At 71.9% G+C, this 24,526-nt stretch carries 22 protein-coding genes; 10 read left to right on the plus strand and 12 right to left on the minus strand.

Annotation, left to right across the window (positions count from 1 at the left end):
* Window positions 1–84 precede the first annotated feature (84 nt).
* Window positions 85–1,734 carry a CocE/NonD family hydrolase gene (locus tag BKA14_RS07265; protein ID WP_203721955.1) on the minus strand — a complete coding sequence of 550 codons (1,650 nt, stop codon included), beginning with the start codon at window positions 1,732–1,734 and terminating at the stop codon, window positions 85–87.
* Window positions 1,735–1,888: 154 nt separating this feature from the next.
* Here BKA14_RS07265 and BKA14_RS07270 point away from each other — a divergent pair, with 154 nt between their 5' ends.
* Complete coding sequence (locus BKA14_RS07270) at window positions 1,889–4,831, plus strand: alpha-mannosidase (RefSeq protein WP_184950137.1); 2,943 nt, start codon at window positions 1,889–1,891, stop codon at window positions 4,829–4,831.
* 3 nt (window positions 4,832–4,834) lie between these two features.
* On the opposite strand, the gene lepB is transcribed toward BKA14_RS07270, so the two are convergent.
* Together lepB and BKA14_RS07280 are read right to left on the minus strand one after the other, a co-directional pair.
* Window positions 4,835–5,482 carry a signal peptidase I gene (lepB, locus tag BKA14_RS07275; RefSeq protein ID WP_184950138.1) on the minus strand — a complete coding sequence of 216 codons (648 nt, stop codon included), beginning with the start codon at window positions 5,480–5,482 and terminating at the stop codon, window positions 4,835–4,837.
* Between the two features lie 32 nt (window positions 5,483–5,514).
* A complete protein-coding gene (locus BKA14_RS07280; protein ID WP_184950139.1) occupies window positions 5,515–5,868 on the minus strand; it encodes a DUF1304 domain-containing protein in 354 nt (117 codons plus the stop codon).
* Between the two features lie 94 nt (window positions 5,869–5,962).
* On the opposite strand from BKA14_RS07280, the gene BKA14_RS07285 reads away from it, so the two are divergent.
* Together BKA14_RS07285 and BKA14_RS07290 are read left to right on the plus strand one after the other, a co-directional pair.
* The gene (locus BKA14_RS07285; RefSeq protein WP_184950140.1) at window positions 5,963–6,808 is read left to right on the plus strand and encodes a shikimate dehydrogenase; all 846 of its coding nucleotides are present in this window, start codon (window positions 5,963–5,965) and stop codon (window positions 6,806–6,808) included.
* Entirely contained in the window at window positions 6,774–8,168 is a 1,395-nt protein-coding gene (locus BKA14_RS07290) for an Nramp family divalent metal transporter (RefSeq protein WP_184950141.1), read from the plus strand. Before BKA14_RS07285 ends, BKA14_RS07290 begins: the two co-directional genes overlap by 35 nt.
* Here BKA14_RS07290 and BKA14_RS07295 read toward each other — a convergent pair.
* Window positions 8,146–10,416, minus strand: coding sequence for a putative bifunctional diguanylate cyclase/phosphodiesterase (locus tag BKA14_RS07295; RefSeq protein ID WP_184950142.1), 2,271 nt, complete (start codon window positions 10,414–10,416; stop codon window positions 8,146–8,148). The two genes, BKA14_RS07290 and BKA14_RS07295, sit on opposite strands and share 23 nt — an antisense overlap.
* Window positions 10,417–10,500: 84 nt before the next feature.
* Window positions 10,501–11,070, minus strand: a complete 570-nt coding sequence (locus BKA14_RS07300) for a TetR/AcrR family transcriptional regulator (protein WP_184950143.1) — start codon at window positions 11,068–11,070, stop codon at window positions 10,501–10,503.
* Between the two features lie 82 nt (window positions 11,071–11,152).
* Between BKA14_RS07300 and BKA14_RS07305 the strand changes: the two genes are divergently transcribed.
* Complete coding sequence (locus BKA14_RS07305) at window positions 11,153–12,253, plus strand: zinc-binding alcohol dehydrogenase family protein (RefSeq protein WP_184950144.1); 1,101 nt, start codon at window positions 11,153–11,155, stop codon at window positions 12,251–12,253.
* Here BKA14_RS07305 and BKA14_RS07310 read toward each other — a convergent pair.
* Both BKA14_RS07310 and BKA14_RS07315 read right to left on the minus strand, forming a co-directional pair.
* A complete protein-coding gene (locus tag BKA14_RS07310) occupies window positions 12,231–13,304 on the minus strand; it encodes a sensor histidine kinase (protein ID WP_239092413.1) in 1,074 nt (357 codons plus the stop codon). The two genes, BKA14_RS07305 and BKA14_RS07310, sit on opposite strands and share 23 nt — an antisense overlap.
* A complete protein-coding gene (locus BKA14_RS07315; protein WP_184956624.1) occupies window positions 13,301–13,960 on the minus strand; it encodes a response regulator transcription factor in 660 nt (219 codons plus the stop codon). Before BKA14_RS07315 ends, BKA14_RS07310 begins: the two co-directional genes overlap by 4 nt.
* 70 nt (window positions 13,961–14,030) lie before the next feature.
* Between BKA14_RS07315 and BKA14_RS07320 the strand changes: the two genes are divergently transcribed.
* Both BKA14_RS07320 and BKA14_RS07325 read left to right on the plus strand, forming a co-directional pair.
* A complete protein-coding gene (locus BKA14_RS07320) occupies window positions 14,031–14,663 on the plus strand; it encodes a TetR/AcrR family transcriptional regulator (protein ID WP_184950145.1) in 633 nt (210 codons plus the stop codon).
* 275 nt (window positions 14,664–14,938) lie between these two features.
* On the plus strand, window positions 14,939–15,586 hold the full coding sequence (locus BKA14_RS07325) for a DUF6882 domain-containing protein (protein ID WP_184950146.1): 648 nt from the start codon (window positions 14,939–14,941) through the stop codon (window positions 15,584–15,586).
* A gap of 484 nt (window positions 15,587–16,070) precedes the next feature.
* On the opposite strand, the gene BKA14_RS07330 is transcribed toward BKA14_RS07325, so the two are convergent.
* The gene (locus BKA14_RS07330; protein ID WP_184950147.1) at window positions 16,071–16,916 is read right to left on the minus strand and encodes a helix-turn-helix domain-containing protein; all 846 of its coding nucleotides are present in this window, start codon (window positions 16,914–16,916) and stop codon (window positions 16,071–16,073) included.
* Between the two features lie 86 nt (window positions 16,917–17,002).
* Here BKA14_RS07330 and BKA14_RS07335 point away from each other — a divergent pair, with 86 nt between their 5' ends.
* Both BKA14_RS07335 and BKA14_RS07340 read left to right on the plus strand, forming a co-directional pair.
* Window positions 17,003–17,758 carry an SDR family NAD(P)-dependent oxidoreductase gene (locus tag BKA14_RS07335; RefSeq protein WP_184950148.1) on the plus strand — a complete coding sequence of 252 codons (756 nt, stop codon included), beginning with the start codon at window positions 17,003–17,005 and terminating at the stop codon, window positions 17,756–17,758.
* Window positions 17,759–17,854: 96 nt separating this feature from the next.
* Window positions 17,855–18,406, plus strand: coding sequence for a snapalysin family zinc-dependent metalloprotease (locus BKA14_RS07340; protein WP_184950149.1), 552 nt, complete (start codon window positions 17,855–17,857; stop codon window positions 18,404–18,406).
* A 306-nt stretch (window positions 18,407–18,712) separates the two neighbouring features.
* On the opposite strand, the gene BKA14_RS07345 is transcribed toward BKA14_RS07340, so the two are convergent.
* Together BKA14_RS07345 and BKA14_RS07350 are read right to left on the minus strand one after the other, a co-directional pair.
* Window positions 18,713–19,678 carry a LacI family DNA-binding transcriptional regulator gene (locus tag BKA14_RS07345; protein WP_184950150.1) on the minus strand — a complete coding sequence of 322 codons (966 nt, stop codon included), beginning with the start codon at window positions 19,676–19,678 and terminating at the stop codon, window positions 18,713–18,715.
* Between the two features lie 49 nt (window positions 19,679–19,727).
* Window positions 19,728–20,234, minus strand: a complete 507-nt coding sequence (locus tag BKA14_RS07350; RefSeq protein ID WP_184950151.1) for a hypothetical protein — start codon at window positions 20,232–20,234, stop codon at window positions 19,728–19,730.
* A gap of 47 nt (window positions 20,235–20,281) precedes the next feature.
* On the opposite strand from BKA14_RS07350, the gene BKA14_RS07355 reads away from it, so the two are divergent.
* Window positions 20,282–22,336: a sensor histidine kinase gene (locus BKA14_RS07355; RefSeq protein WP_184950152.1), complete on the plus strand. Its 2,055-nt coding sequence runs from the start codon at window positions 20,282–20,284 to the stop codon at window positions 22,334–22,336.
* Here the strand turns inward: BKA14_RS07355 and BKA14_RS07360 are convergent.
* Window positions 22,323–23,141: an aldo/keto reductase gene (locus tag BKA14_RS07360; protein ID WP_184950153.1), complete on the minus strand. Its 819-nt coding sequence runs from the start codon at window positions 23,139–23,141 to the stop codon at window positions 22,323–22,325. The genes BKA14_RS07355 and BKA14_RS07360 overlap by 14 nt on opposite strands.
* A gap of 100 nt (window positions 23,142–23,241) precedes the next feature.
* Between BKA14_RS07360 and BKA14_RS07365 the strand changes: the two genes are divergently transcribed.
* Window positions 23,242–24,153 carry a helix-turn-helix domain-containing protein gene (locus BKA14_RS07365; RefSeq protein WP_184950154.1) on the plus strand — a complete coding sequence of 304 codons (912 nt, stop codon included), beginning with the start codon at window positions 23,242–23,244 and terminating at the stop codon, window positions 24,151–24,153.
* A 57-nt stretch (window positions 24,154–24,210) separates the two neighbouring features.
* Here the strand turns inward: BKA14_RS07365 and BKA14_RS07370 are convergent, their stop codons facing one another.
* Window positions 24,211–24,510 (minus strand): hypothetical protein, encoded by a 300-nt coding sequence (locus tag BKA14_RS07370; RefSeq protein WP_184950155.1) that lies wholly within the window; start codon window positions 24,508–24,510, stop codon window positions 24,211–24,213.
* Between the last annotated feature and the right edge of the window lie 16 nt (window positions 24,511–24,526).

Below are 24,526 nucleotides of genomic sequence, written 5' to 3' on the forward strand. Positions count from 1 at the left end.
ACGGCCCGAACGGGTCCAGGAAACTCGACCACACGCACGTGCCCCCTCCACGAATGCGTAGAGGTCAATCTTAGGGCGCGTCCGCTACCGCACGTGCACCGCCACGTGCGACGGGTGATCGGCGTCGTGCAGCACCTCGAAGTCGCAGCTCACGCCCTCGGTCGCGATCCCGAACGGCTCGGGCGTGCCCATGTTGCGCGCGTACCGCGGAAACGCCCCACCACTGACCTGCACCCGCAGCCGGTGCCCGGCCCGGAACCGGTAGGCGGTCGGGAACAGTTCGACGTGGACCGCCCGCACCCCGTCCGGCCCTGGCTCGTCCGCGGAAAGGCGCGGGTCGAGCCGCTGAATGCCGTCGACGACGTTGCGCGACACACCCTTGGTGTCCACATCGCACAGCCGGACGAACACATCCGCGTACGGGAGGGAAGTGCGCACGTGGACGGTCGCGCGGACCGGACCGACGACGTCGAGGTCGCCGCCCAGTGCGGGTCCGGTGAAGACGAGCACGTCGTCCCGCTTCTCGACGCTCGCGTTGTCGGCCTGTTTGCCGGGCGGCGCCAGCAGCGGACCCCCGACAGTCGGGGTCGGATCGGCCGGGTCGTAAGTGAACCGGCTGGGCTCGGCCGACTCCTCGGGCCGGGTCACGAGCCGGCCGCCCCGCCCGAGATGCAGAAGCGTTTCCCGTACGTCCTCCGGCGGCCAGTTGTCGAACTCGAGCCAGCGACTGGCCTGTTGCAGGTGGACCCGTACGGGCTTGCCGGTCGGCGCCGGACCGCCGTTGAGGTGATGCTCCAGCCACACCGCGTCGGTCTGCGCGACCGTCCGCAGCTCACCCGGCTCGCCGTGGATCCACGGCCCGACCACCAGCCGCGCCTCGACCCCGGCGGCCCGCAGCGCCGTGTAGTCGGCCAGGTTGCCCGCCAGGAACAAGTCCCACCAGCCGGTGACTGTGCTGACCGGCGGCATCCGGCCGTAGTCGGCGTCGTGGTCGGCCTGCGACCAGAACGTGTCGCCCGGCTCGGCGTGCGCCACGAAGTCCCGCCAGAAGGGCACGGGCGCGCCCGCCACCTGGACGTCGACGGCCTGCAGGGGCAGCCGTCCGAGCGCGCGGTTGACCCGGGCCCGGTCGCGCGGGTCGGGCAGGCTGCTGAGCAGGCCCGGGCGCTCCTGCCGGCCGATCGTGGCCGACCAGCTCAGCGCGGTGTGGATCTGCGGGACGCCGTGCTCGTAGAACAGCCGGTCGGTCATGTTGGCCGACGTGATGTGCGGCATCACGCAGGTCAGGGGAGGTTCCGCGTACGGCGCCACGGCCCACTGGGTGTGCCCGAAGTAGCTGCCGCCGGCCATGGCGATCCGGCCGTCGCACCACGGCTGCTTGCGCAGCCACTCGATCGTGGCCAGGCCGTCGTCGCGCTCGCTGGTGAACGGGCGGAACTGCCCGCCGGAGCCGAACGTGCCCCGGGTGGCCTGCATGAACACCTGGAAGCCGCGCCGGGCCAGGGGCGCCGCGAACAGCTGCCCGAAGGCGCCGGCCCGCCCGTACGGCACCCGGACGAGCACCACGGGCAACGGCTCGTCGTGACCGCTGGGGCGGTAGTGGTTGGCCAGCAGCGTCACGCCGTCGGGCATCGGCACCGCGACGTCCTTGCGTACCTCGTACGGGACCGCCTTGGTGGGCAGCCCGAGGGCCTTGTCCGCGATCAGTCCGGCCAGCCGCGTGAATCTCGCCATGCCCCGAACCTAACGCGTTGATCAGAAGCACGCAGACCGAGGTGGCCGGGCGCTCCGCGCTCCGCAGCTTGTCCGTCGGCTCCGGTGAGCGGCAGGATCGGTCGCGGGAGCAACGGTGCGAGACCTGGCGGAATCCCGGCGACAGGAGCAACTGATGCACGACACCGCACGCACGATCGAGGCCCGCGTCGAGCGTTTCGTCCGGGAGCACCTGCGACCCGCGCTGGAACGGCGGAGCGTGCCGCTCGACGTGGTGGCGTGGGACGTGCCGGGCGAGCCGGTGCCGTTCGCCGAGGCGGTGAAACAGCAGTTCACGCCGATCAAGCCCGGGGTCGCGTGGGGCAAACCGTGGGGCACGATGTGGCTGCACGTCACCGGGGAGGTCCCGGACGGCTGGGGCGGGCCTGACGTCGTCCGGGAAATGGTGGTCGACCTCGGGTTCTCGGCGGCGCAGGCCGGGTTCCAGGCCGAAGGGCTCGTCTATCGGCCCGACGGCGAGATCGTCAAAGGCCTGGAGCCGCTCAACAACGCCGTCGCCGCCGGGGACGGGCCGATCGAGTTCTTCGTCGAGGCCGCGTCCAACCCGGACGTGAGCCGGGCCGTGCCCACGCCGATGGGGGACAAGGCCACCGCGGGCGAGGAGCCGATCTACACGCTGCGCCGGATCGACCTGGTCGAGCGCGATCGGAACGTGTACCACCTGCTGCAGGACATCGGGACGCTGACCGGGCTGATGCGCGAGCTCGACCCGGCGCTGCCCCGCCGCGCGCAGATCCTGCGGGCGCTGGAGCGGATGTGCGACGTGATCGACCCCGACCGGGTGGCCGGGACCGCGGCCGACGGGCGGGCCGAGCTGGCCGAGGTGCTGGCCTCGCCCGCCTACGCGAGCGCGCACCGGATCGTCGCGGTCGGGCACGCGCACATCGACTCGGCCTGGCTCTGGCCCGTACGCGAGACGATCCGCAAGTGCGCCCGGACGTTCTCCAACGTGCTGGCCCTGATGGACGAGTACCCCGATTTCGTGTTCGCGTGTTCCAGCGCCCAGCAGTACGCGTGGATGAAGGAGCACTACCCGGCCCTGTTCGAGCGGATCCGCGCCCGCGTCGCCGAGGGCCGGTTCGTGCCGGTGGGCGGCATGTGGGTCGAGTCCGACACCAACATGCCCGGCGGCGAGGCCCTGGCCCGGCAGTTCATCCACGGCAAGGGCTTCTTCCGGCGCGAGTTCGGCGTCGAACCCGACGAGGTGTGGCTGCCCGACTCGTTCGGCTACTCGGCCGCGCTGCCGCAGATCGCGCGCGCGGCCGGCACCCACTCGTTCCTCACCCAGAAGATCTCGTGGAGCGAGACCAACAAGATGCCGCACCACACGTTCTGGTGGGAGGGCATCGACGGCAGCCGCGTGTTCACGCACTTCCCGCCGGTCGACACGTACAACTCCGACCTGTCCGGCGGTGACCTGGCCCGGGCCCAGCGGCAGTACGCGGAGAACGGGCTGAGCGACGTCTCGCTGGTGCCGTTCGGGTTCGGCGACGGCGGCGGCGGCCCCACCCGCGAGATGCTGGAGGCGGCCGCCCGCACCCGGGACCTGGAAGGCTCGCCCAGGGTCGAGCTGGGTACGCCGCGGGAGTTCTTCGCCGACGCGCTGGCCGGGCACCCCGCGCCGGCCACGTGGTCCGGCGAGATGTATCTGGAGCTGCACCGGGGCACGTACACGACGCAGGCCAGGACCAAGCAGGGCAACCGGCGCAGCGAGCACCTGCTGCGCGAGGCCGAGCTGTGGTGGTCGGCGGTGGCCTGGCGCGGGCTGGGTGAATATCCGTACGAGGAATTGGACGCGGCCTGGCGCACGGTGCTGCTGCAGCAGTTCCACGACATCCTGCCCGGCTCGTCGATCGCCTGGGTGCATCAGGAGGCCGAACGCAACTACGCGCTGGCCGGCGTGGCGCTGACCACGCTCATCGACCAGGCGCAGCAGCTGCTGGCCGGCCCGGGAACCGACTCGGTCGTGTTCAACGCGGCCCCGGTCGCGGCGGCCGGAGTGCCGCCGCTCGCGGCCGCGGTGGCCGCCGCGCCCGGCTGGATACCGCCCACGGATGACCGGGTGCTCGACAACGGCCTGGTCCGAGCCGTTCTCGACGATTCCGGGCTGCTGGTGTCGTTCGTCTTCGAAGGGCGAGAGCTGCTGGCCGGACCGGCTGCCCTCCTGCAGGTCTTCCGCGACATCCCCAACCGGTGGGACGCCTGGGACATCGATGCCCACTACCAGCGGCACGTCACCGAGCTGCGCGACGCCGACTCCGTTTCGGTGCGCTCCGGCTCGATCGTGGTCGAGCGCTCCTACCGTGACTCGTCGTTCGTGCAGACGTTCCGCCTGGCCCCGGACGCGACTTGGCTCGACATCGAGACCCGGGTCGACTGGCACGAGTCGCAGAAGCTGCTCAAGCTGGCCTTTCCCCTGGCCGTGCACGCCGACCGGGCCACCTCGGAGATCCAGTTCGGGCACGTCCACCGCCCCACCCACGCCAACACGTCGTGGGACAGCGCCCGCTTCGAGACCGTGGCGCACCGCTGGGTCCACGTCGGTGAACCCGGCTTCGGCGCGGTGGTGGCCAACGACTCCACGTACGGTCACGACATCACCCGCCGCTGGGCCCCCGACGGCTCCGTCTGCACCCAGGTCCGGCAGTCGCTGCTGCGGGCGCCGCGCTATCCCGACCCCCACGCCGACCAGGGCACCCACGTGCTGCGGTCGGCGCTGGGCCCGGCCCCCACGGTCCTCGAGGCGCTCGCTTCGGGCTACCAGGTCAACCTCCCCACCCGTACGGTCACCGGCGGCTCGGCGGTGCCCCCGCTGATCAGCGTGTCCTCGCCCGCGGTGGTGGTGGAGGCGGTGAAGCTGGCCGAGGACCGCTCGGGCGACCTGATCGTGCGCCTCTACGAGGCCCGGGGCGGGCGGGCCACGGCCTCGATCACGGTGTCCGAGCCGTACGGGCAGGCCGCGCGGACGGATCTGCTGGAGCGGCCGCTGGAAACGCTGGAGTCGCTCGACCTCTCGCTCCGCCCGTTCGAGATCGTGACCCTGCGCCTCACCCGGTGAGCGCTACCGCCGGGCCGGGGCCGGGGGAACGTCGGTGAACGCCGGCGGCACCGTCAGCCACGTCGCCCGGTCGAGCGGCCAGAAGACGCCGAAGGCGCGGCCCACGACGGAGCCGGTGGGGATGGTCGCCTCCTGCAGGTCGGGCTTCGCCAGCCAGTGTTCGAGCGAGTCGGCGGACGCCTCGCGATGGTCGCCCATCACCCAGAGCCGACCGCTGGGCACCGTGACGTCGAACGGTCCGCGGGCCGCCTGGTTGCGCACGCCGTCGGCGTCCCGATAGACGTACGGCTCGTCGAGGGCCTGGCCGTTGACCGTGAGGCGTTGCTGCGCGTCGCAGCACTGCACGTGGTCGCCGCCGACCCCGATGACGCGTTTGATGAAATCCTGCTCCGCGTCGCGGCCCCGCCACTGCCGCGGGGCCGCGAAGACGACGATCTCGCCGCGCCGGGGCTCCCGGAAGTCGTAGACGACCTTGTTGACCAGCACCTTGTCGTCGACGTCGAGCGTGTGCTCCATCGAGGGGGAGGGGATGAAGAAGGTCTGCAGCACGAACGTCCGCACGAGGACGGCGACGAGGACCGCCACCCCGAGGAGCACCGGAAGCTCCCGCCGGAAGGAGCTGCGACGTTTTCCGGTCTGCTCTTCGGTCACGCTGCGAGCCTAGCGGGATTCCATTCTGGACGTCAGGCGGCGATCAGCACGACGATCAGGGCCAGGGCGGCGGGGACGGTCTGGACGTACAGGATGCGTTTGCTCGCGGTGGCGGCGCCGTAGAGGCCGGCGACGGCGACGCAGACCAGGAAGAAGATCTTGGCGGAGGTCAGGTCGGCGATCAGGCCCCAGATCAGGCCCGCGGCCAGGAAGCCGTTGTAGAGACCTTGGTTGGCGGCGAGCGTGCGGGTCTGCGCAGCGAATTCCGGCGTGAGGCCGAAGGCGGCCCGGCCGCGCGGGGTGGTCCACAGGAACATCTCGAGCACCAGGATGTAGACGTGGATGAGCGCGACCAGCGCCACCAGGACGTTCGCCACGATCATCATGAGCCGGAGCGTACAGGGGGGTTGACAGTGGCCGTCGTCACAGCGGATAACTAACGTACCAGTTCGTACATTGACGATCGCGGGGAGTCCGGGAATGCGCTGCGGCCTGATCGGTGCGGGAATCGGCACCTCGCTCTCCCCGGCGCTGCACGAGGAGGAGGGTCGCCGTCAGGGGCTCGACCTCACCTACGAGTTGTTCGACACCGCCGACCCGCACGGCCTGAGATCCGTGCTCGACGAAGCCGAGCGGGCCGGGTTCGCCGGGGTCAACATCACCCACCCGTTCAAGCAGCGAGTGATCGAGCTCGTCGACGACCTGTCCCAGCAGGCACGGGCGATCGGCGCGGTCAACACCGTGGTCTTCCGTGGCGGCCGGCGGCAGGGTCACAACACCGACGCGTACGGTTTCGCCGCGGCCTACCAGTCGAAGGTGTCAGGAAATGTCGTGCAGCTGGGTGCGGGCGGAGCCGGCGCCGCTACTGCTCATGTGCTGCGCGGCATGGACGCCATCGAGCATCTCACCGTGGTCGATCCCGACCGGGGCCGCCGAGAGAAGTTGATCAGCCGAGGTCTCAGCGTCGTCGGGCCGGACGACCTGCCGGCCGTGATGAGGACGGCCGACGGCCTGGTCAACGCCACCCCCGTCGGCATGAAAGAACACCCCGGCATGCCGCTGGCCCCCGAGCTGCTCCACCGTGGCCTGTGGGTCGTCGACATCGTCTACATGCCCGTCGTGACGCCGCTGCTGGCGGCGGCCCGCGACCGTGGCCTGCGGGCGACCGGCGGAACGGCGATGTGCGCCTACCAGGCCGCCGCCGCCTTCGAGCTGCTGACCGGGCGCACCCCCGACACCGCGCGCATGCTGCGCCACCTGGATGCCGTCCTGGCCTGCAAGGGAGCCCCCGATGCACCCGTCGCCCCGCATGGAAAAGACCACTGACCTCCCCGAACCCCCCTCCCTGCGCCGCATGGTCGGCCCCGGCGTCGTCGCCGTCGGCATCGGCATGGCCGCCGGCGAGATCATCCTGTGGCCGTACCTGACCGCGATCGGCGGGCTCGGCCTGCTCTGGCTGGCCTTCTGCACCCTGGCCGTCCAGTTCGTGATCAACATGGAGATCGAGCGCTACACGCTGGCCACCGGGCAGACCGTCGTGGCCGGCTTCTCCCGCTGGTGGAAGGGCTGGGGCATCCTGATCTGCCTGGCCGGGGCCTTCCAGTACGTCTGGCCGGGCTGGGCGACCAGCGGCTCGACCGTGCTGACGTACCTGTTCGGCGGGGGCGACCCGGTCTGGATCACGGTGATCGGCCTGGTGCTGGTCGGGGGTCTGCTCTCGGTGTCCAAGGTGATCTACACGACCGTCGAGCGGGTCGAGTGGGTCAAGGTCGGGCTGACCATCTTCTTCCTGGCCGTCGTGGTCGTCTTCGTCATCTCGCTGACCACGTGGGGCGAGGGCGCCCGGGCCACCGTCACCGAGTTCGGGCAGATCCCCGAGGGCGTCACGTTCACGCTGATCCTGAGCGCGATCGGAGCGGCCGGCGCGGGCGGTGTGCACAATCTGGTGCTCAGCAACTGGATCCGCGACAAGCGCTACGGCATGGGCGCGCACGTGCCCCGGCTGATCTCCCCGATCACCGGGCAGGAGGAGGCCGCGGGCACCGACCGCTACACGCCGGCCACCGACGAGGCCAACCTGGCGCGCTGGCGGGTCTGGTGGAAGCGGGCCAACCTCGAGCACCTGATCACGTTCGTGGCCGTCTGCTTCGTGACCATCAGCATCATGTGCCTGCTGGCGTACGAGACGCTGTTCGGCCGCGACGACCTCAAGAACGACACCTCGTTCCTGCGCATCGAGGCCGGCATCCTCTCCGACCAGGTCGGCGGCTGGCTCGAACTGCTGTTCCTGGCGGTCGCCGCGGTGTCGCTGTGGGCGGCCGCGATGGGTCTGCTCGACATCATCGGCCGGGTCGCCTCGGACTTCCTGCGCCGCAACTACCTGCAGGACTCGGCCCGCTGGACCGAACCGCGGATCTACCTGACCGTGGTCTGGATCGAGATCGTGCTGGGCTCGACCATCCTGCTGGCCGGCTTCACCCAGCCGCTGGGGCTGCTGATCGTCTCGACGTGCGCCGCCTCGGTGGTCACCCTGCTCTACTCGGCTCTGCTGGTGCGTCTGAACACTCGCGATCTGCCGCAAGAAGTGCGGATGCGCGGCTGGCGCCTGGGCGGGATGCTCGTGGCCATCGGGTTCTACGGCTTCTTCGCCATCGCGATGGTCGTCACGCAGCTGCAACGGCTGTGACTGTGAGCATCTGCTCCAGGGCGTCCGCGCTCACCGGCCGCCCGAACAGGTAACCCTGAGCAAACCGGTAGCCCGCCTCGTGCAGGCGGGCTGCCTGCTCGGCGGTCTCCACGCCCTCGGCCACGGCGTCGATGCCGAAGTCGTCGGTGAAGACGATCAGGTTGCGCGCCACCGCGTCGGCCGCCCGGCCCGCCCGCGCGCCGCTGACGAACGCCTTGTCCAGCTTGAGCAGGTCGACCGGGCAGTCCAGCAGCAGGCTGAGCGACGAATGCCCGGTGCCGAAGTCGTCCAGCGCGATCCGCAAGCCCAGCGCCTTGAGCCGGTGCAGCTGATCGAAGGCGGTGTCCGCGGCCAGCACGGCGGTCTCGGTCACCTCGAGCACCAGGGTCTCCGGGGCCAGGCCGCTGTCGCGCAGCAGGGACGCCACGAAGTCGACGAAGTGCGGGTCGGCCAGCTGCCGGGCCGAGACGTTGACGCTGATCCGGCCGGGCGCGCGCTCGCCCAGCCGGTCCCGCCAGTCGACAGCCTGCCGTACGGCCTCCCGCAGCACCCACTGCCCGAGCTCGACGATCAGCCCGTTGCCCTCGGCGAGCGGGATGAACGCGTCCGGTCCCAGCAGCCCCTGCTCCGGGTGCCGCCAGCGCAGCAGCACCTCGGCCCCGGCCGGCGCACCCCCGGGCAGCGCCACGATCGGCTGGTACAGGGCGACGAGCTGATTTCCCCGTACGGCGTCCCGCAGCTCCGCGGAGAGCCGCGCGGCCGCGTCGGCGGCCCGGTCCATCTCCGCGTCGAACCAGTGCCAGCGGTGGCCACCCGCGGTCTTGGCGGCGTACATGGCCACGTCGGCGCGCCGCAGGATCTCGGCCGGTTCGTCGCCCGTGCGCGTGGTCGTGACGCCCACGCTGGCCGCGCTGACCACGGTGTGGCCGTCCAGCTCGTACGGCGCGCCCGCCGCCTCGATCAACGCCGCCAGCAGCTCCCCGGCATCGACCGTGTCCGGGATGACCAGGGTGAACTCGTCGCCGCCGAGCCGGGCCACGAAGCCGCGGTCGCCCGCCACCGCGGTCAGCCGCCGCCCGGCGGCCGTGATCAGCTGGTCGCCGACGTGGTGCCCGAGCCGGTCGTTGACCACCTTGAAGTCGTCCAGATCGATCAGTGCCACGTGGTGCCCGGCGGGCCGGGTCCGCAGGTGCTGTTCCAGGTGGGCCCGGTTGGCCAGGCCGGTGAGGCTGTCGTGGTGGGCCTGATGCTGCAACTTGTGCTGGTAGCGGCGCAACTGCTCGACGAGCCGCTGGTTGTCGCGCAGCGCGAGCACCTGCCGCACGACGACCAGCGCGGTCAGCGTCACGGCGGCGATCTGCATGGCGGTCGTCTCGGCCGCGTCGCCGGTGCCGGTCGAGAGCAGCAGCCCGTCGGTCACGGCCACCGCCGCGTACGGGAGCCAGCTGATCTGCCGGGCCGGGCGGCGGGTGGCCGGGGTCCGCACGCCGTTGTGCCACTGGCGGGCGGCGGCCAGGTTGATGGTCAGCGAGGCGATCGGCACGGCCAGCAGGCTGGACGACAGGTAGGGCCGGTCGGCCAGGAACGGCGACAGCCCGCCCACCGCCGCCGCGATCGCGCAGCCGGCGGCCAGCACGTGGATCGCCTGACGGTCGAGCCGGCCCGCCCCCGCGAAGCCGACCTTGACGAACGTGGCCACGCCGAGGAAGGCCGACAACATGATGGCCAGCATCGGGCCCGAGGAGCCGGTCTGCGCGGTCCATTGCTCGTGGTCGCGCAGGGCCAGATGCCAGACCAGCGCGCCCACCGTGACCAGCACCATGCAGGAGTCGAGCCCGAACCGGATCCAGTCGGCCCGGCTGCGCTGCCACGACGGCAGCCGCAGCAGCGCCCACATCACGGTGGCCAGCACGGCCAGATAGAGCGCGACGGTCGCCGGGGAGAGCAGCTGCGAGGGGAGCGGGCCGCCGACCGCGTCGACGGCGTTGCCGACGGTGCCGGCGGTGAAGAGGACGGCGGCGACCGTCAGGTGCCGCCAGAAACGGCGGGTGCCCGCGTCGAGGCGAGGGTCACGGGCCGTACGGACGGTCGCGATCACCGCCAGGGCCGCGCTCACCGGCAGCGGCAGCCAGCCGAGCAGCGGGTGGGCCCACACCAGCGCCAGCCCGGCCAGCATCCATGCCAGGCACAGCGCGACCAGGGCCACGCCTGCGAGTTCGAGCCCGTGCGTGCGCCACCAACGAGGCATCTCTCCGCCAACTCCGTCCTTGTCTCCCGGACCTCATCGGCGTACGGCCGAGCGAGTTGAGAAAGGTCAGAGGGTGACGGCTGCTCAAGGAACGCCGACGGCGTCGCGCAGGTCGGCCAGAGCCGCGCGCATGAGCTCCGGAAAATCCGCGGCCGGGTCGGCGAGCCAGTCGGGGATGGCGACGTTGAACACCATCAGCCCGGCCTGCACGGCGAAGCCGGCCTCGCGGGCCGAGGCGCCCCGGGCGACCAGCGCCGCCACCATCGCCACGGTCAGCTCGTGCGTCTTGATCAGATCGCGCTCGCGCAGCTCGGGTGTCACCGCCAGCACGTCGAGCCTGGTCCGGGCGTCCTCGGGGGAGACCGCCCCGGCCAGGTCGAGCCCGCAGCGGGTCAGGGCCGACACGGCCGCCTCGACGGCTGTCAGCTCGGGGCCGGCGTCCCCCAGATGGGTCAGGACGCTCTGCCGGAACATCGCCGCGTTGGCGAAGAACACCTCGCGCTTGTCGGCGAAGTGGTTGAAGAACGTGCGCTTGGTCAGACCGGCCCGATCGGCGATCTCGCTCACCGTCACGTCGGGGTAGCCGCGCTCGCGAAACAGGTCCATGGCCGCCCGCTCCAGGCGGCCACGCGCGTCCGGTTCCCAGCGGGCCATGAGTCGAATCTACCGCATTTGCACCCGGTGCAATCACGTGCCACACTGCGATTGCACCCGGTGCACTCACGAGGAGACCCCCATGCTCGCTGCTCGGATCCCTGCCCGTAACCGGCCCCTGGAGGTCGGCGCGGCCGCCCGCACCCCGCCCGGACCGGGCCAGATCGTCGTCCGCAATCACGCCGTGGCCGTCAACCCGCTCGACTGGGTCATCCAGGTGGCGGGCCGGCTGGCGTACCGATGGCTGAAGTACCCGGCGGTGCTCGGCGCCGACCTGGCCGGCGAGGTGGCCGAGGTGGGTCCGGGCGTGACCCGGTTCCGGGCCGGGGACAGGGTGCTGGCGCTCGCCGTGGGCACCGACCGCGACGCCAACAGCCCCGCCCAGGGCGCGTTCCAGGAATACACCGTGGTCCAGGAGGTGCTGGCCGCCCCGATCCCGGCCGCGATGTCCTACGTGGATGCCGCCGTGCTGCCGCTGGGCCTCTCGACCGCCGCCTCCGCGCTCTTCCCGGACGGGCAGCTGGGCCTGCGGCACCCGGCCGCGAACGCCGCGCCGACCGGGCAGACCGTCCTCGTCTGGGGCGGGTCCACCAGCGTGGGCAGCAACGCGATCCAGCTGGCCGCGGCCGCGGGCTACGACGTCATCACGACGGCCTCGCCCCACAACGCCGAACTGCTCACCGAGCTCGGCGCGACGCAGGTCCACGACTACCGCAAACCAGGTGTCGAGACCGACATCATCAAGGCCCTGAGCGACCGCACGCTGGCCGGCGCGCTCGCGATCGGCCCCGGCTCGGCCCCCGCGTGCATCCGCATCGCCGGCGCCTCCCGCGGCCGCCGCCGGGTGTCGGTCGCCACCGCCCCGGTCACCTTCGAGAACGGGTTCTCGCTGCCGCGCGCCGTGGCCGGCACCATCGGCGGCGTGTCCCGGTGGCAACTGGCCGCCTGGCGCCGCGGGGTCCGGTTCACGTTCGTCTGGGGCTCGGACCTCAAGAAGAACGAGGTCGGCCCGGCCGTCTTCCGCGACTTCCTCCCGGCCGCGCTGGCCGGCGGACGCTACCGGGCCGTGCCCCGGGCCCTCGTCGTCGGCACCTCCCTGGCCGATCTGCAACAGGCGATGGACCGGCAACGCCGGGGGGTCTCCGCGACCAAGCTGGTGGTCACCCTGCCCGGGGCAGAGTGACCGTGACCCGCAGGCCGTCGTGGGCGAGCGGCTCGGCGGTGATCGCGCCGTCGTGGGCCCGGGTGATCGAACGGGCGATCGTCAGGCCCAGCCCGGCCCCGCCCGAATGGTCGATCCGGCTCCCGTGCAGGCGGCGGAACGGCTCGAACAGGCCCGCCACCTCGCCCGGGGGCACATCGTCGCCGGTGTTCTCGACCACCAGGGCGGGCTCGGCGCCCACGGTCAGCGTCACCGTGCCGCCGGGCCGGTTGTACTTGATCGCGTTCTGCACGAGGTTGCTGACGAGACGCTCCAGCAGCACCCGCTCGCCGATCACGACCCGCGCCGCCAGCACCGGGGTGATCGTGACCTTGGCCTCGGCGGCGGCGCCCGCATGATCGGCGGCGACGTCGGCCACGATCTCGTCCAGGCGCAGCGCGCTGCGGGAAGCCACCCCACGATCGCTCTCGCTCAGGACCAGCAGGGCCTCGATCAGGCGTACGTTGCGCTCGTTGGTCTCCAGCAGCTGCTCGGCCACCACCCGCAGCCGCTCCGGGCTGGGATCACGGGCCAGCGAGACCTCGATCAGCGTGCGCTGCACGGCCAGGGGAGTGCGCAGCTCGTGCGAGGCGTCGGCGGCGAAACGGCGCTGCGACTCGTAGCCCACCGCCACCCGGGCGATCATGTCGTTGACGGCCGCGGCCAGGTCGGCCATCTCGCCGCCGCGCTGCGGGACGCGTACGCGGAAAGCGAAGTTCTGCGGCCCCAGCCCGCGGATCTGGGTGGCCAGCTCACGCACCGGCCGGACCGCCCAGCGCAGTGCGACCAGGGCCAACGAGAGCGCAACGGCCAGCACCAGTGCCTTGAAGATCCAGAGCGTCTCGGGGGGCCAGAACAGGTGGGTGCAGACGAACAAGTCCGACCCCCCGCCGCGGGACGGCGCGCAGAGCGTCCGCAGAATCCGCTGCCAGCTCTCGGCCAGCCGCTGCGCCAGCTCCGGCGTGAAATAGGCGATCAGGACGGCGGCCGCGCAGATCAGAGCGGCCGTCCAGCGCGGCGACCGGAGCGTCACAGCCCGAGCCGATAACCGACGCGGGGCACGGTGTGGATGACCGGTGGGTCGCCGAGCTTCTTGCGCAACGTCATCACGGTCACCCGTACGGTATGGGTGAAGGGGTCGGTGTGCTCGTCCCAGGCCTGCTCGAGCAGCTCCTCGGAACTGACCACGGCCCCGTCCGCCCGCAACAGCACCCGCAACACGGCGAACTCCTTGGGCGACAACCGCAGCGGCAGACCGTCCCGCGCGACGGTGTGGCGGGGAACGTCGAGCACGATGCCGTCGCGTTCCAGCACCGGGCCCTGAGCGGCGTTGGCCCGCCGGCCCAGCGCCTGCACCCGGGCCACCAGCTCGGCGAACGCGAACGGCTTGGTCAGATAGTCGTCGGCGCCCAGCCCCAGACCCTCCACCCGGTCCCGGATGCCGGCCGCCGCGGTCAGCAGCAACACCCGCGTGTCGAGCCCGGCTGCGATCATCTCGCGGCACACCTCGTCACCGGTCGCCCGCGGCATGTCCCGGTCGAGAACGGCCACGTCGTAACGGTTGACGGTCACCCGTTCGCGCGCGGCCTCACCGTCGTAGACCACATCGACGGCCATCGCGAAATCCCGCAGCCCGTCGGCGACGGTGTCGGCCAGGATCTTCTCGTCGTCGGCGATCAGGACTCGCACAAGCACCTCCGGGGGGTCACTGTCGCAAGGCCCGGATAAAGGGCCCGTAAAGGCCCGCTAGAGTCGGACCATGGAGCGGGTACGGGATGCCGAGCGCACCCGAGCCGAGATTATCGACGTGGCGACCTCCGAGTTCGCGGACCAGGGATACGCCGGGGCGCGGGTCGACGAGATCGCGGCCAAGACGCGCACCACCAAACGCATGATCTACTACTACTTCGGCGGCAAAGAGGGGCTCTACCTCGCCGTGCTGGAACAGGCCTACCAGCACATCCGCGCGCTGGAACAGAAACTCGACGTGGAACACCTGGAGCCCGTCGAGGCGCTGCGCAAACTGGCCGAGCTCACGTTCGACCACCACGAGCAACACCAGGACTTCGTACGGCTGGTCGCCATCGAGAACATCCACTACGCCCAGCACCTGATCAAGTCGGGCGCCCGCGAAGGCCTGGCCTCGACCGCCCTCGACGTGCTCACGCGCATCATGGCCCGCGGCGTGGCCGCCGGCCTCTTCCGCGACGACGTGGACGCCCTCGACGTCCACATGATCATCAGCTCGTTCTGCATCTTCCGCGGCGCCAACCGCTACACGTTCCGCGCCATCTTCGACCGCGACCTGCTCGACCCGGCGTCCCGCGACCACCAACGCCAAATGATCGGCGACCTGGTGGTGGCGCATGTGACCGCCGCACCGTCGCGCTGAGGCGGCCCTCTTCGCCTCCGGTGCCGTCGCCCGCTTCTTCTCGCGCCGCTCGGGCCCGTCGCTTGTTCTCCTACGCGCCGCTCGGGCCCGTCGCCCTACTTTCTCGCGCCGCCCGATCCTTGTCCCCGCCGCCCTAATTCTCCGTTCCTGCCGCTTTTCTTCGCCCGTCCCGGCCCTTCATCCGTCGTCTCTCGCGCGCTGCACCGCCCCGTCCGGCCGGATTCGCCGTTCGCGTTTCACCTGGTGTTGGTCATGATCTGCGATACTTCCGCGCTATGTCAGCGTTCGATGATCTTTTCGGCCGGCACGTTCTCACGGCCATGGCCCGCCAGTTCGCGCTGGCCGACGTGATCGGGGAACGCGACTGGTCGGTCGACCTCGGCGCCGGCGCGGTGACGTTCGGCGACGACCTGCGCTTTCCCGTCCAGTTGCTCGGCAGCGAAAGCCACGGCGACAACACCTGGCTGTGGGCCTGGGCCAACGAGGCCAGCAACCTGCCACCCGCGCTGCTGCACCTGTGCGCGTGGATGCGCGACTACGGCCGCAACGCAGGCGTGGGCGAACTGACCGACCGCACGTTCCCGCTGACCCGCGCCGACGGCCACCGCCTGGCCCTGCTCGCATCGGGCCTGACCGGCCGCCCCTACTACCGGGGCCCGTACGCCGGGGGCGCCCTCTTCTTCCACCTGGAAGGCGTACCCCCGACGGCCCTGCCGCCGGAACGCGCCCTGACGGTGATCAGCCAGACCATCTCGGCGTTCCCGTTCGACCACCGCACGGGCGTGACGGCCTTCTTCGAACAACAGGGCTGGCCCTTCTCCGGCGGCGTCGCCCACCACCCCGGCGGCGCCACGATCAATGTCGCCTTCGACGACCAGGGCCGCATCTCCCAACTCAACGGCTCCCTGCCACCGCGCGGCTGAGCCCGTCGCGCCCCGTTCCCCGCGCGGCCGACGTCGCGGGGCGGCCTGTCCTCGCTCCCCCACCACGTGGCCGAGATTGCCGCGTTGCCCGTCGCGACCCCCTCCCGATGCGCGGTCTGTCACCGGTTCTCCCTCGCTGTGCGGCCTCGCCCTGCGCACAGGCGACGGCTTCGAACTTCAACCCCGGGTCCGCATCGTCGACGAGCAGCCCGACGCGGCGCTGTTCAAGCCGCATGCACCTCATCAGCCGGGCGAACAGTGGCCTTTGGTGCGGCAGTGAGGGCGCCTCGCGTGCGGCAGTGAGGGCGCCTCGCGTGCGCCCTCGAGGGCAAGCCGGCGTGCGGCCTTGAGGGCAAGCCTGCGTGCGGCCGTGGGGGCAGGCCTGCGTGCGGCCGTGGGGGCAGGCCTGCGTGCGGCCGTGAGTGCGGGCCTGGCCGGCCACCCCCGTCGGCGGGGGGAGTGGGGCGCCGAAGGTCTCAACCGGTCATGCGGGCAGTCCGGAGCCGGTGAATTCCGGTGCGGTCAGCATGGGCAGGAGGAGGGCGGTGGGGGAGTCGGGTGGGGTCGTGTAGACGATCAGGTGCTGGTCGGGGTCGTGCGGGGCGATGATGTGCTCGATGTCGAAGTGCAGCCGGCCCAGCTCGGGGTGGACGATCTGTTTGGCCGCCGAGGTGTAGTCGCCGACCTGCTGGTCCTGCCACCAGCGATCCACCTTCGGGTTGCTGCGGCGCAGGGCGGTGATCTCGGCGTGCAGCCGGCGGTCGTGCGGATGGGTGCCCGCCTCGCGCCGCATGCCCGCCACCGCGGCACGGGCGAAGACCTCCCAGTTGACGATGCGTAACCGGGCCAGCGGGTCGTGGAACAGGTAGTGCAGGAACGAGTCGCCGATCTCGAAGTCATGGCCCAGCACGGCTTCGAGCAGGGGCGTGCGGGCCAGAACCGCGCTTCGCCGGCCCAGCAGCAGCACCGGCAGGTGGCCGAGCGCCCTCATCACCCGCAACAGCCCCGGATCGGCGCGCTGCGGGGGCGAACCGTCGTCGCTGCTGCGGGCGGGGGCGGCCAGGTCACGGAGGTGGGCGCGTTCGATGTCGTCGAGCTGGAGCGCACGGGAGAGCGCGGCGAGCACCTCGGCCGAGATGTTCGCCTGGCGGCCCTGCTCGATGCGGGTGTAATAGTCGACGCTCAGGCCGGCCAGCATGGCCAGCTCCTCCCGGCGCAGGCCGGGCACCCGGCGTGGGCCCGGGAACGGCTGCACCCCCGCCTGGGCGGGTTTGAGCCGATCACGGCGGGAGCGCAGGAACTCGGCGAGGGCGACGCGGTTGGCAGGCATGCGTCAGATATAGCGCGCCGCGGCGGCGCCAGGGTGGTCATGCCATAACCTGGTTCGGCGCCCGCCCCGGTCGTACAAATGTGCCCATGACTGATGCGACAGCAATCGTGACCGGTGCTACCAGCGGAATCGGGGAGGCGATCGCCCGTGAGCTGGCGGGCCGGGGCTTCCACGTCGTCGTGGCCGGGCGGGACAAAAGCCGGGGTGAGGCGATCGTCGCCGAGATCCGGTCGGGTGGCGGCCGGGCCGACTTCGTGCCCGCCGATCTGGCCGGCTCCTATGCGGCGCTGCGTTCGTTCGCGGCCGAGGCCACCGAGGCGCTCGGCGGCCGGGTCGACGTTCTGGTCAACAACGCCGGCATCTATCCGGTCACCGGCACCGCGGCCCTGCCCGACACCGACCTCGACGCGATGCTCGCCGTCAACGTGCGCGCCCCGCACGTTCTGGTCGGCGAGCTCGCGCCGGCGATGGCGGCCCGTGGTGAGGGTGCCATCGTGACTATCGGTTCGTGGATGGCGTCCGTGGGCAATGCCTTCGGCGCGATGTATACGGCCACCAAGGCCGCCGACGAGCAGTTGACGCGCTCGTGGGCGGCCGAGTTCGGGCCCCGGGGAGTCAGGGTCAACGCGGTTGCCCCCGGAGTGACGGCGACACCGGGCAACGCCCACGCCCGTGAGGTCACCGAGTCGATGGCCGCGCAGACCCCGGCCAAGGTTCCGGTGCAGCCGCGCGACATCGCCTACGCGGTTGCGTTCCTGGTCTCCGACGAGGCGCGCATGATTCACGGCACCACTCTCTACGTCGACGGAGGGATCACCACGACTCAGATCGCACAGGGTTAGGACGTATTCGGTATGTCCGAAAAACATCGACGATCATCGCTCGATGGCTAGGGTCGGGGCCAGGTAATCCCCCCGAACCCCCGCAGGAGGGCATCGATGCTTCTTCGACGGTTGGCGGCCGCGGCCATCGCGGTTGTCGCGCTGGCCGGCGTTCAGGTCGCCGGCGCAACCCCGGCTCAGGCCGCGCCACGCGTGCTGTATTACGACGCCAGACAGGCGCAGGAATTCATCTCCGTGGTCAACCAGGGTGCGCAGATCTGGAACAGCCGCGCGACGAACGTGCGGCTCGAGCCGGTGACGGCCGGGCGCACACCCAACATCCGGATCTACGCCGACAACGGCTGGCCGCGTGCGCAGACCACCTCACTCGGCAACGGGCGCGTGTGGATGGGCCGGCAGGCGGTCGACCAGGGCTACTACCCGCCGCGCATCGCGGCGCACGAGCTCGGGCACATCCTCGGGCTGCCCGACCGGCGTACGGGTCTGTGCGCCGACCTGATGTCGGGCAGCAGCGCGCCGGTCTCGTGCACGAACTCGTATCCGAACGCGCGCGAGCTGGCCTCGGTCGAGGCCAACTTCCGTTCGTCGGCCGCGGTAGCCCCGCAGTCGTACGTCTGGCAGCCCGCTCCGGCTGGGGCAGCGGGCTAGCGGGAGACCACGCCGGCGGCCCGCACAGGGTCGCCGGCGTGACGCCGCCCTCGTTCAGCTGCCACGACAGCGACAAGTGCGCATGAGGCGGCGACGGCGTCGGGTGGCGTACGCGCGGGCAGCGGCCAGCGTGTCAGCCGGCGGGCATGCGGGAGCGGTGTGCACGTTGGCGGCCGGCTTGCTGGGTGGCGGGCACGCCGGAGCGGTGTGCGTGTCCGATCGTGGGCGGGTGAGGGCGAGCGGGTGTGCGGGCCCGGTGGTGGGCGCGCAGGGGGCGAGCGCGTGCGGCTTGGAAGGGGATGGTGGTCAGGCGGCTCGGATCAGGTGGGGCTCGAAGACGTGGGAGGTGGCCCGGCCGGTGTGGGTGAGCTGGGCCAGCAGGGTTTCGGCGGCGGTTCGGGCCATGGCGTCGACCGGGATGACTACGTGGTCGAGGGGGGATTCGAGCTGGCGGGCTATCGCCGACGGGCAGATCGGCACCACGGTGACGTCGGTGCGGTGGTGGCGGCGCAGCAGGCCCAGCAGGGGCGGGAGGGCGGCCTCGTGCTGGACGACCACGCCGGTCAGCGTGCCGAGCCGGTGCGAGACGGCGGCCAGCCAGGTCTCGACGCCGGTCCAGGTGGGCTCGCAGACGCGGACGACGCGCGACGGACCCGCGGCGGCGGCGAAACCGTGGGCGGCGTGGCGGGCGTAGCCCTTGCCGGGCGGGCCGACCAGTTCGGGCGGTGACATCAGGGCGATGCCGTCGGCGGCTCGGGTGGCCAGGTGGCGTACGGCCAGGCGGGCCGCGGCGGCGAAATCGAGGTCGACGCAGGGCAGCGAGGTGCCCTGGGGCGTGCCCAGCACCACCGCCGGGACGCCCGCCTGTTCGAGGATCTGGGCGCGCCGGTCGGTTTCGTCGGTGTCCATCAGGATCACGCCGTCGACCAGACGGGAATCGATCACCCGGTGCAGGCCGGCGCCGCCCTCGCGGGGGTCGAGCAGCAGCACGTCGTGGTCGCGGGCGCGGGCCACGTCCATGATCGTGTGGATGAACTGCTGGATGATCGCGGCCGTCAGGTCCTCGCAGCGCGGCGCGACCAGGCCGATCGTGCGGGTGCGGCCCCCGGCGAGGGCGCCGGCCGCGGCGTTCGGGGTGTAGCCCAAGTCGCGCACGGCCTGGAGGACCCGTGCGCGGGTCTCGGCGGAAATCGCTCGGCGCCCGGACAGCACATAGGACACGGTGCTCGCGGAGACGCCCGCGGCCCGCGCAACGTCAGCGATGCGCGCCATAGACGGATGTTAACCGTCCTTGTCACTCCGAGGCGGCGCGGCGCGAGGGTCAGCCGGGCCGGCGGAGATGTCCGGCAGAGGAGCGGGAGCCGGCGGTGGAGAGCGAACCGGAGGACGACGACAAGGGCCGGGCGGCAGGGCGGGGGGTGAGACCGGTGTCGGCGGGGCGGGCAGCGCCGGCGGTGCGGGCGGTTAGCGGGGCACGCACCGCCCGGCGGGCGGGCGGTGCGGGCAGGGCGGGCAGGGCGGGCAGGGCGGGCAGGGCGGGCAGGGCGGGCAGGGCGGGCAGGGCGGGCAGGGCGGGCAGCGCGGGCAGCGCGGGCAGGGCGGGCAGCGCGGGCGGGGCGGGCGTGAGAGCAGGGCAGGGCGGGCAGCGCGGGCGGGGCCGGCGTGAGAGCAGGGCAGAGCGGGCAGCGTCGGCGCGGCGGGCGTGAGAGCAGGGCGGTGCGGGCAGGGCGGGCGGTGAGAGCAGAGCGGGCGGTGCGGGCAGGGCGGGGCGCGCCCGCCTGAGCGATGACGACGGACCCGGAGCCGGCGTCGGGTGGTCAGGGCGCAACGGTGGGCCGGGGCTCAGCGAGCGCCGGAAGATGCCGATGAGGGGGTATGCGCGGCCTGCGGGAGTGGTGGCGTTCAGCGGTGGTGCCCCTCGGGGTGTGGCTGCTGCTGGTCGTCGTGGGTGCCGGGGTGTTGTTGTGGCAGCAGAACAACAGCCGGGAGGCGGTGGCGCGGCGGTTCGAGCGTGGGGTCGGCACGTTGAGCGACTTCATGACCGGGGTCGCCACCGAGTCTCTGATGCGGGAGAAGATCCAGGCCGAGGCGTCGCTGGCCGATCCGGTGGTGCGGGGGCGGGATTTCGAGCGGGCGGTGGCCGGTTTCGGGTATCCGGCGGCGCTGCTGCTCGACGAGCAGGGCCGGGTGTTGCACGTCCACCCGTCCGATCCCGATCTTGTCGGCACCGACGTCGCGGTCCGGTACGCGCACCTGCGGGAGGCGCTGCAGGGCCGGTCGGCGGTTTCCGGTGTTGTCGACTCGGCGGCCGAGCAGATCCCGGTCGTCGCGTTCGCCGTGCCGTTCGACACCGCGCGGGGGCGGCGGGTGTTCTCGGGGGCCGTGCCGATCCGGGCCAGCCCGCTCGCCTCGTATTTCACCAGCGCGCTGTCGCTGACCGGGGCCCGGGTGCAGCTGGTCGACCCGAGCGGCAACATCGTGGCCGGCACGGAGGCGTTCACCACCGCCACACCCACGCTGGCCGGGGAGAACGCCGCGCTGGCCGGGGCCTTGGCCCAGGACCGGGACGGCCGCTATGAGGATGGTGGCGAATGGTGGCGTTACTCCGCGGTCGCCGTCAAGGACACCCCGTGGCGGTTGTCCGCGACTGTCACCGAGGACGAGCTGTACGGCCAGCTGCGTGACACCGAGAACGCCGGCCTGGCCGCGCTGGGCGGCGCCGCGCTGGTCGGGCTGGCCGTGGTGGCGGCGGTCGGCCGGGCCCGCGGCAACCGCCGTGAACTGCTGCTGAGTGAACGCCGTTTCCGCAAGGTGTTCGAGACGTCGCGCATCGGCATGGTCCTCACCGACGCGCAGGGGAGGTGCCTGCGCCTCAATCCGGCCGGCAGTGAGATCTTCGGGCTGGCCGAGGACGAACTGCTGGACCAGAGGCTCGTCGACTACACCCATCCCGATGACGCCGGGCTGACCGACGGCCCGGTCAGTGACTGTCTGGCCGGCCGCACCGACGGCTTCGAGCTTGACAAACGCTATGTGCGGGCGGGCGGCGAGGTGGTCGAGGCGTCGATCACGGCCGCGGTGATTCGCGACGGGGAGGAACGCCCGCTCTACTTCGCCATTCAGATCATCGACGTCACCGAGCGCAACACCCTGGAGCGCGAGCGGACCCGGGCCCAGGCCGAGCTGGCCCACCGGGCCGAGGAACTGCAGGACGCGAACACGCATCTGGCCGATGTGATGGCCATGCTCAGCCACGACGTCCGCCAGCCGCTGGCCAAGATCGTCGGGCTGGGCGGTCTGGTGGTGGAGGAGTGGGCGGGCCTGCCCGAACACACAAAGATCAACTATGTGCAGCGGATGGCGGCGGCCGGGCATCGGGCCAACGACCTGGTCACCGACATCCTCATGCTGGCCCAGTTCGACGCGGGGGCGATGATGGCCCGGCCGGTACGGCTGGACGTGTCCCACGCCGTACGGGAAGCTGTCTCCGCCCATCACATCAGCTCGGGCACCGCGATCTCGGTGATCGCCCCCGACGAGACCATCGGCCTGGCCGACCCGGCCCAGCTCCAGCTCATCCTGGGCAACGTGATGACCAACGCCACCAAGTACGGCCGGCCGCCGATTGTCGTGACTGTGGCCAATGCGGGCGAGCTGGTCGCGATCAGGGTGGCCGACCACGGTGAGGGGGTGCCGCCGGAGTTCGTGCCGCACCTGTTCGACCGGTTCGCCCGGGCCGGTTCGGGGGTGGCCACCAAGACGGCCGGCACGGGCCTGGGCCTCTATCTGGTGCGTCAGCTGGCGCAGGCCGGTGGGCTCGACGTCTCGTACGAACCCAACCAGCCGCACGGCGCGGTGTTCACCGTAACCGTCCCGCGCACGTCCCCGACGTCCCGGGTGCGGGACGCCGAGACGATCAGAGCCGGCTGAACTCTTCGTCGGTCAGCTCCAGCGCACCCGCGGCCAGGTTCTCCTCGAGGTGGGCGATCGACGACGTGCCCGGGATGGGCAGCATCACCGGGGAGCGGCGCAGCAGCCAGGCCAACGCGAGCTGGTTGAGCGTCACCCCGTGCCGGGCGGCGGTCGCGGCGAAGGCAGGGTCGGCCATGCCCGTACCGGCGAGGGGGTACCACGGCAGGAACGCGATCTTCTCCTGCTCCGCGTAGTCGACGACGTCGGAGGCGGTGCGGTCGGTGAGGTTGTAGAGGTTCTGCACCGAGGCGATCGGCGTGACGGCCTGGGCCGCCTTGATCTGGTCGACGGTGACCTCGGACAGCCCGATGTGCCGCACCTTGCCCTCGCGGCGCAGGTCGGCCAGCGTGCCCACCTGGTCCTCGATCGGCACGTGGGGGTCGACCCGGTGCAGCTGCAGCAGGTCGATCCGGTCCAGGCCGAGCGTGCGCAGGCTCAACTCGGTCTGCTGGCGCAGATAGGAAGGGCGGCCGACCGGCACCCATGCGCCTGGCGCGGGCCGGGTCACGCCCACCTTGGTGGCGATAACCACGTTTTCCGCGTACGGATGCAGGGCGCGCCGGATCAGCTCGTCGGTGACGAACGGCCCGTACGCGTCGGCGGTGTCGATCAGGGTGACGCCGAGCTCGACCGCCCGGCGCAGCACGGCGACGGCGTTGTCCTGGTCGGCCGGGTACCCGAAGAAGCCGGGGCCGGTGAGCTGCATGACGCCGTAACCGAGACGGCCGACGGTCAGGTCGCCGCCGATGGAGAAATGTGACATGCGTCCACCCTGCGGCGGCTGACCGGGCTCGCCCAGACCCGGCCTTTCCTACCCCTGGCAGGGTCAGGTAACCCGGCGCGGACCGGCGCATACTGGCGGCATGACGAGCCCCAAGATCGCCGGGACCCTCGGCGAGTTCCTGCAGGCCCACCGGGCCCGTGTCACCCCCGCTCAGGCCGGTCTGAGGCGGTATTCCGACCGGCGGCGCGTCGAGGGTCTGCGCCGCGAGGAACTGGCGATGCTGGCCGGGGTGAGCTCGTCGTACTACACGCGGCTGGAGCAGGGGCAGTCCCGCCACGCCTCCCCGCAGGTGCTCGACGCGCTGGCCGCCGCGCTCGGCCTGGACGACACCGAGCGCCTGCACCTGCACAGCCTGGCCACCGACGGCACCGGCCCGCGCCGCATCCGCCGCCCCGCCGTCGAGAAGCCGGAGCCGGGCCTGCTGGAGCTGATGCACGCGATCGGCCCGGTCCCCGCGATGATCATCGGTGCCCGCAAGGACGTGCTGGCCTGGAACCCGCTCGGCCACGCCCTGATCGCCGGTCACCTGCCCGCCGACGCCCCGGCCACCCCGGCCGGCCGGCCCAACATCGCCAAGCTGGTCTTCCTCGATCCCGAGGCGCGGGAGCTGTTCGCCGACTGGGACGCCAAGGCCCGCGCCGACGTGGGCTGCCTGCGTCTGTTCGCCGGCCGGTTCCCCGACGACCCGGCCCTGGCCGAGCTGGTCGGCGCCCTGGCCGTGGGCGGTCCCGAGTTCGCCGCGATGTGGGCCGATCACCGGGTCACCGCCTGCGCCTCGTCGATCCACGAGCTGCGGCACCCGCTGGTCGGCCGGCTCACCGTGACCGAGCAGGCCCTGAGCACCGCCGACACCATCGGCCAGCGGCTGATCACCTACACCGCGCCCGCCGGCTCCCCGTCCGCCGAGGGACTCAGCCTGCTGTCACAGCTGGTCGGCGACGCTGAGGGCCCCGCAACCAGGGCCGCCCGCCGGCAATCGCAAACGATCTGAGAGTCCTCCCCGAGCTCGTCGCCCGCGTGTCGAGGCGCCGGGCGGAGAACACCAGCGCTAGAGCGAGGGCGTCCACCGGGAGAGGACGACCATGAACGCGGTGGCGGCCAGGGCCCACACCAGTGCGGTCGTGACCAGCAGCCAGATCGAGCCGTGCAGCAGGGCGTGACTCCGGCCGCCGCGGCGCCGGCCGATGACGGCGCCGGCGGTAGCCCCCGCGAGCGGTGCGATCAGCAGGACGGCGGCGTTGTCGCCGAGGGCCCGGTAGCCCTGGTAGGACAGGTATCCATAGAGGATCAAGCCGATCGTCAGATAGGTGCGCGCAGCTGAGCGAACCTGCTCGTCCGTTCGCCTCATGCCCGAACGGTAGCCA

The organism is Paractinoplanes abujensis, assembly GCF_014204895.1.
Lineage (GTDB): Bacteria > Actinomycetota > Actinomycetes > Mycobacteriales > Micromonosporaceae > Actinoplanes > Actinoplanes abujensis.

Excerpts from the sequence above, each read along its gene's own strand:
- BKA14_RS07360 (WP_184950153.1), bottom strand. The coding sequence starts at position 23,141 with ATGTCACATTTCTCCATCGGCGGCGACCTGACCGTCGGCCGTCTCGGT.
- BKA14_RS07285 (WP_184950140.1), top strand. The coding sequence starts at position 5,963 with ATGCGCTGCGGCCTGATCGGTGCGGGAATCGGCACCTCGCTCTCCCCG.
- BKA14_RS07355 (WP_184950152.1), top strand. The coding sequence starts at position 20,282 with ATGCGCGGCCTGCGGGAGTGGTGGCGTTCAGCGGTGGTGCCCCTCGGG.
- BKA14_RS07325 (WP_184950146.1), top strand. The coding sequence starts at position 14,939 with ATGTCAGCGTTCGATGATCTTTTCGGCCGGCACGTTCTCACGGCCATG.
- BKA14_RS07300 (WP_184950143.1), bottom strand. The coding sequence starts at position 11,070 with ATGGCCCGCTGGGAACCGGACGCGCGTGGCCGCCTGGAGCGGGCGGCC.
- BKA14_RS07295 (WP_184950142.1), bottom strand. The coding sequence starts at position 10,416 with ATGCCTCGTTGGTGGCGCACGCACGGGCTCGAACTCGCAGGCGTGGCC.
- BKA14_RS07265 (WP_203721955.1), bottom strand. The coding sequence starts at position 1,734 with ATGGCGAGATTCACGCGGCTGGCCGGACTGATCGCGGACAAGGCCCTC.
- BKA14_RS07280 (WP_184950139.1), bottom strand. The coding sequence starts at position 5,868 with ATGATGATCGTGGCGAACGTCCTGGTGGCGCTGGTCGCGCTCATCCAC.
- BKA14_RS07305 (WP_184950144.1), top strand. The coding sequence starts at position 11,153 with ATGCTCGCTGCTCGGATCCCTGCCCGTAACCGGCCCCTGGAGGTCGGC.
- BKA14_RS07270 (WP_184950137.1), top strand. The coding sequence starts at position 1,889 with ATGCACGACACCGCACGCACGATCGAGGCCCGCGTCGAGCGTTTCGTC.
- BKA14_RS07370 (WP_184950155.1), bottom strand. The coding sequence starts at position 24,510 with ATGAGGCGAACGGACGAGCAGGTTCGCTCAGCTGCGCGCACCTATCTG.
- BKA14_RS07365 (WP_184950154.1), top strand. The coding sequence starts at position 23,242 with ATGACGAGCCCCAAGATCGCCGGGACCCTCGGCGAGTTCCTGCAGGCC.
- BKA14_RS07330 (WP_184950147.1), bottom strand. The coding sequence starts at position 16,916 with ATGCCTGCCAACCGCGTCGCCCTCGCCGAGTTCCTGCGCTCCCGCCGT.
- BKA14_RS07335 (WP_184950148.1), top strand. The coding sequence starts at position 17,003 with ATGACTGATGCGACAGCAATCGTGACCGGTGCTACCAGCGGAATCGGG.
- BKA14_RS07345 (WP_184950150.1), bottom strand. The coding sequence starts at position 19,678 with ATGGCGCGCATCGCTGACGTTGCGCGGGCCGCGGGCGTCTCCGCGAGC.
- BKA14_RS07290 (WP_184950141.1), top strand. The coding sequence starts at position 6,774 with ATGCACCCGTCGCCCCGCATGGAAAAGACCACTGACCTCCCCGAACCC.
- BKA14_RS07340 (WP_184950149.1), top strand. The coding sequence starts at position 17,855 with ATGCTTCTTCGACGGTTGGCGGCCGCGGCCATCGCGGTTGTCGCGCTG.
- BKA14_RS07320 (WP_184950145.1), top strand. The coding sequence starts at position 14,031 with ATGGAGCGGGTACGGGATGCCGAGCGCACCCGAGCCGAGATTATCGAC.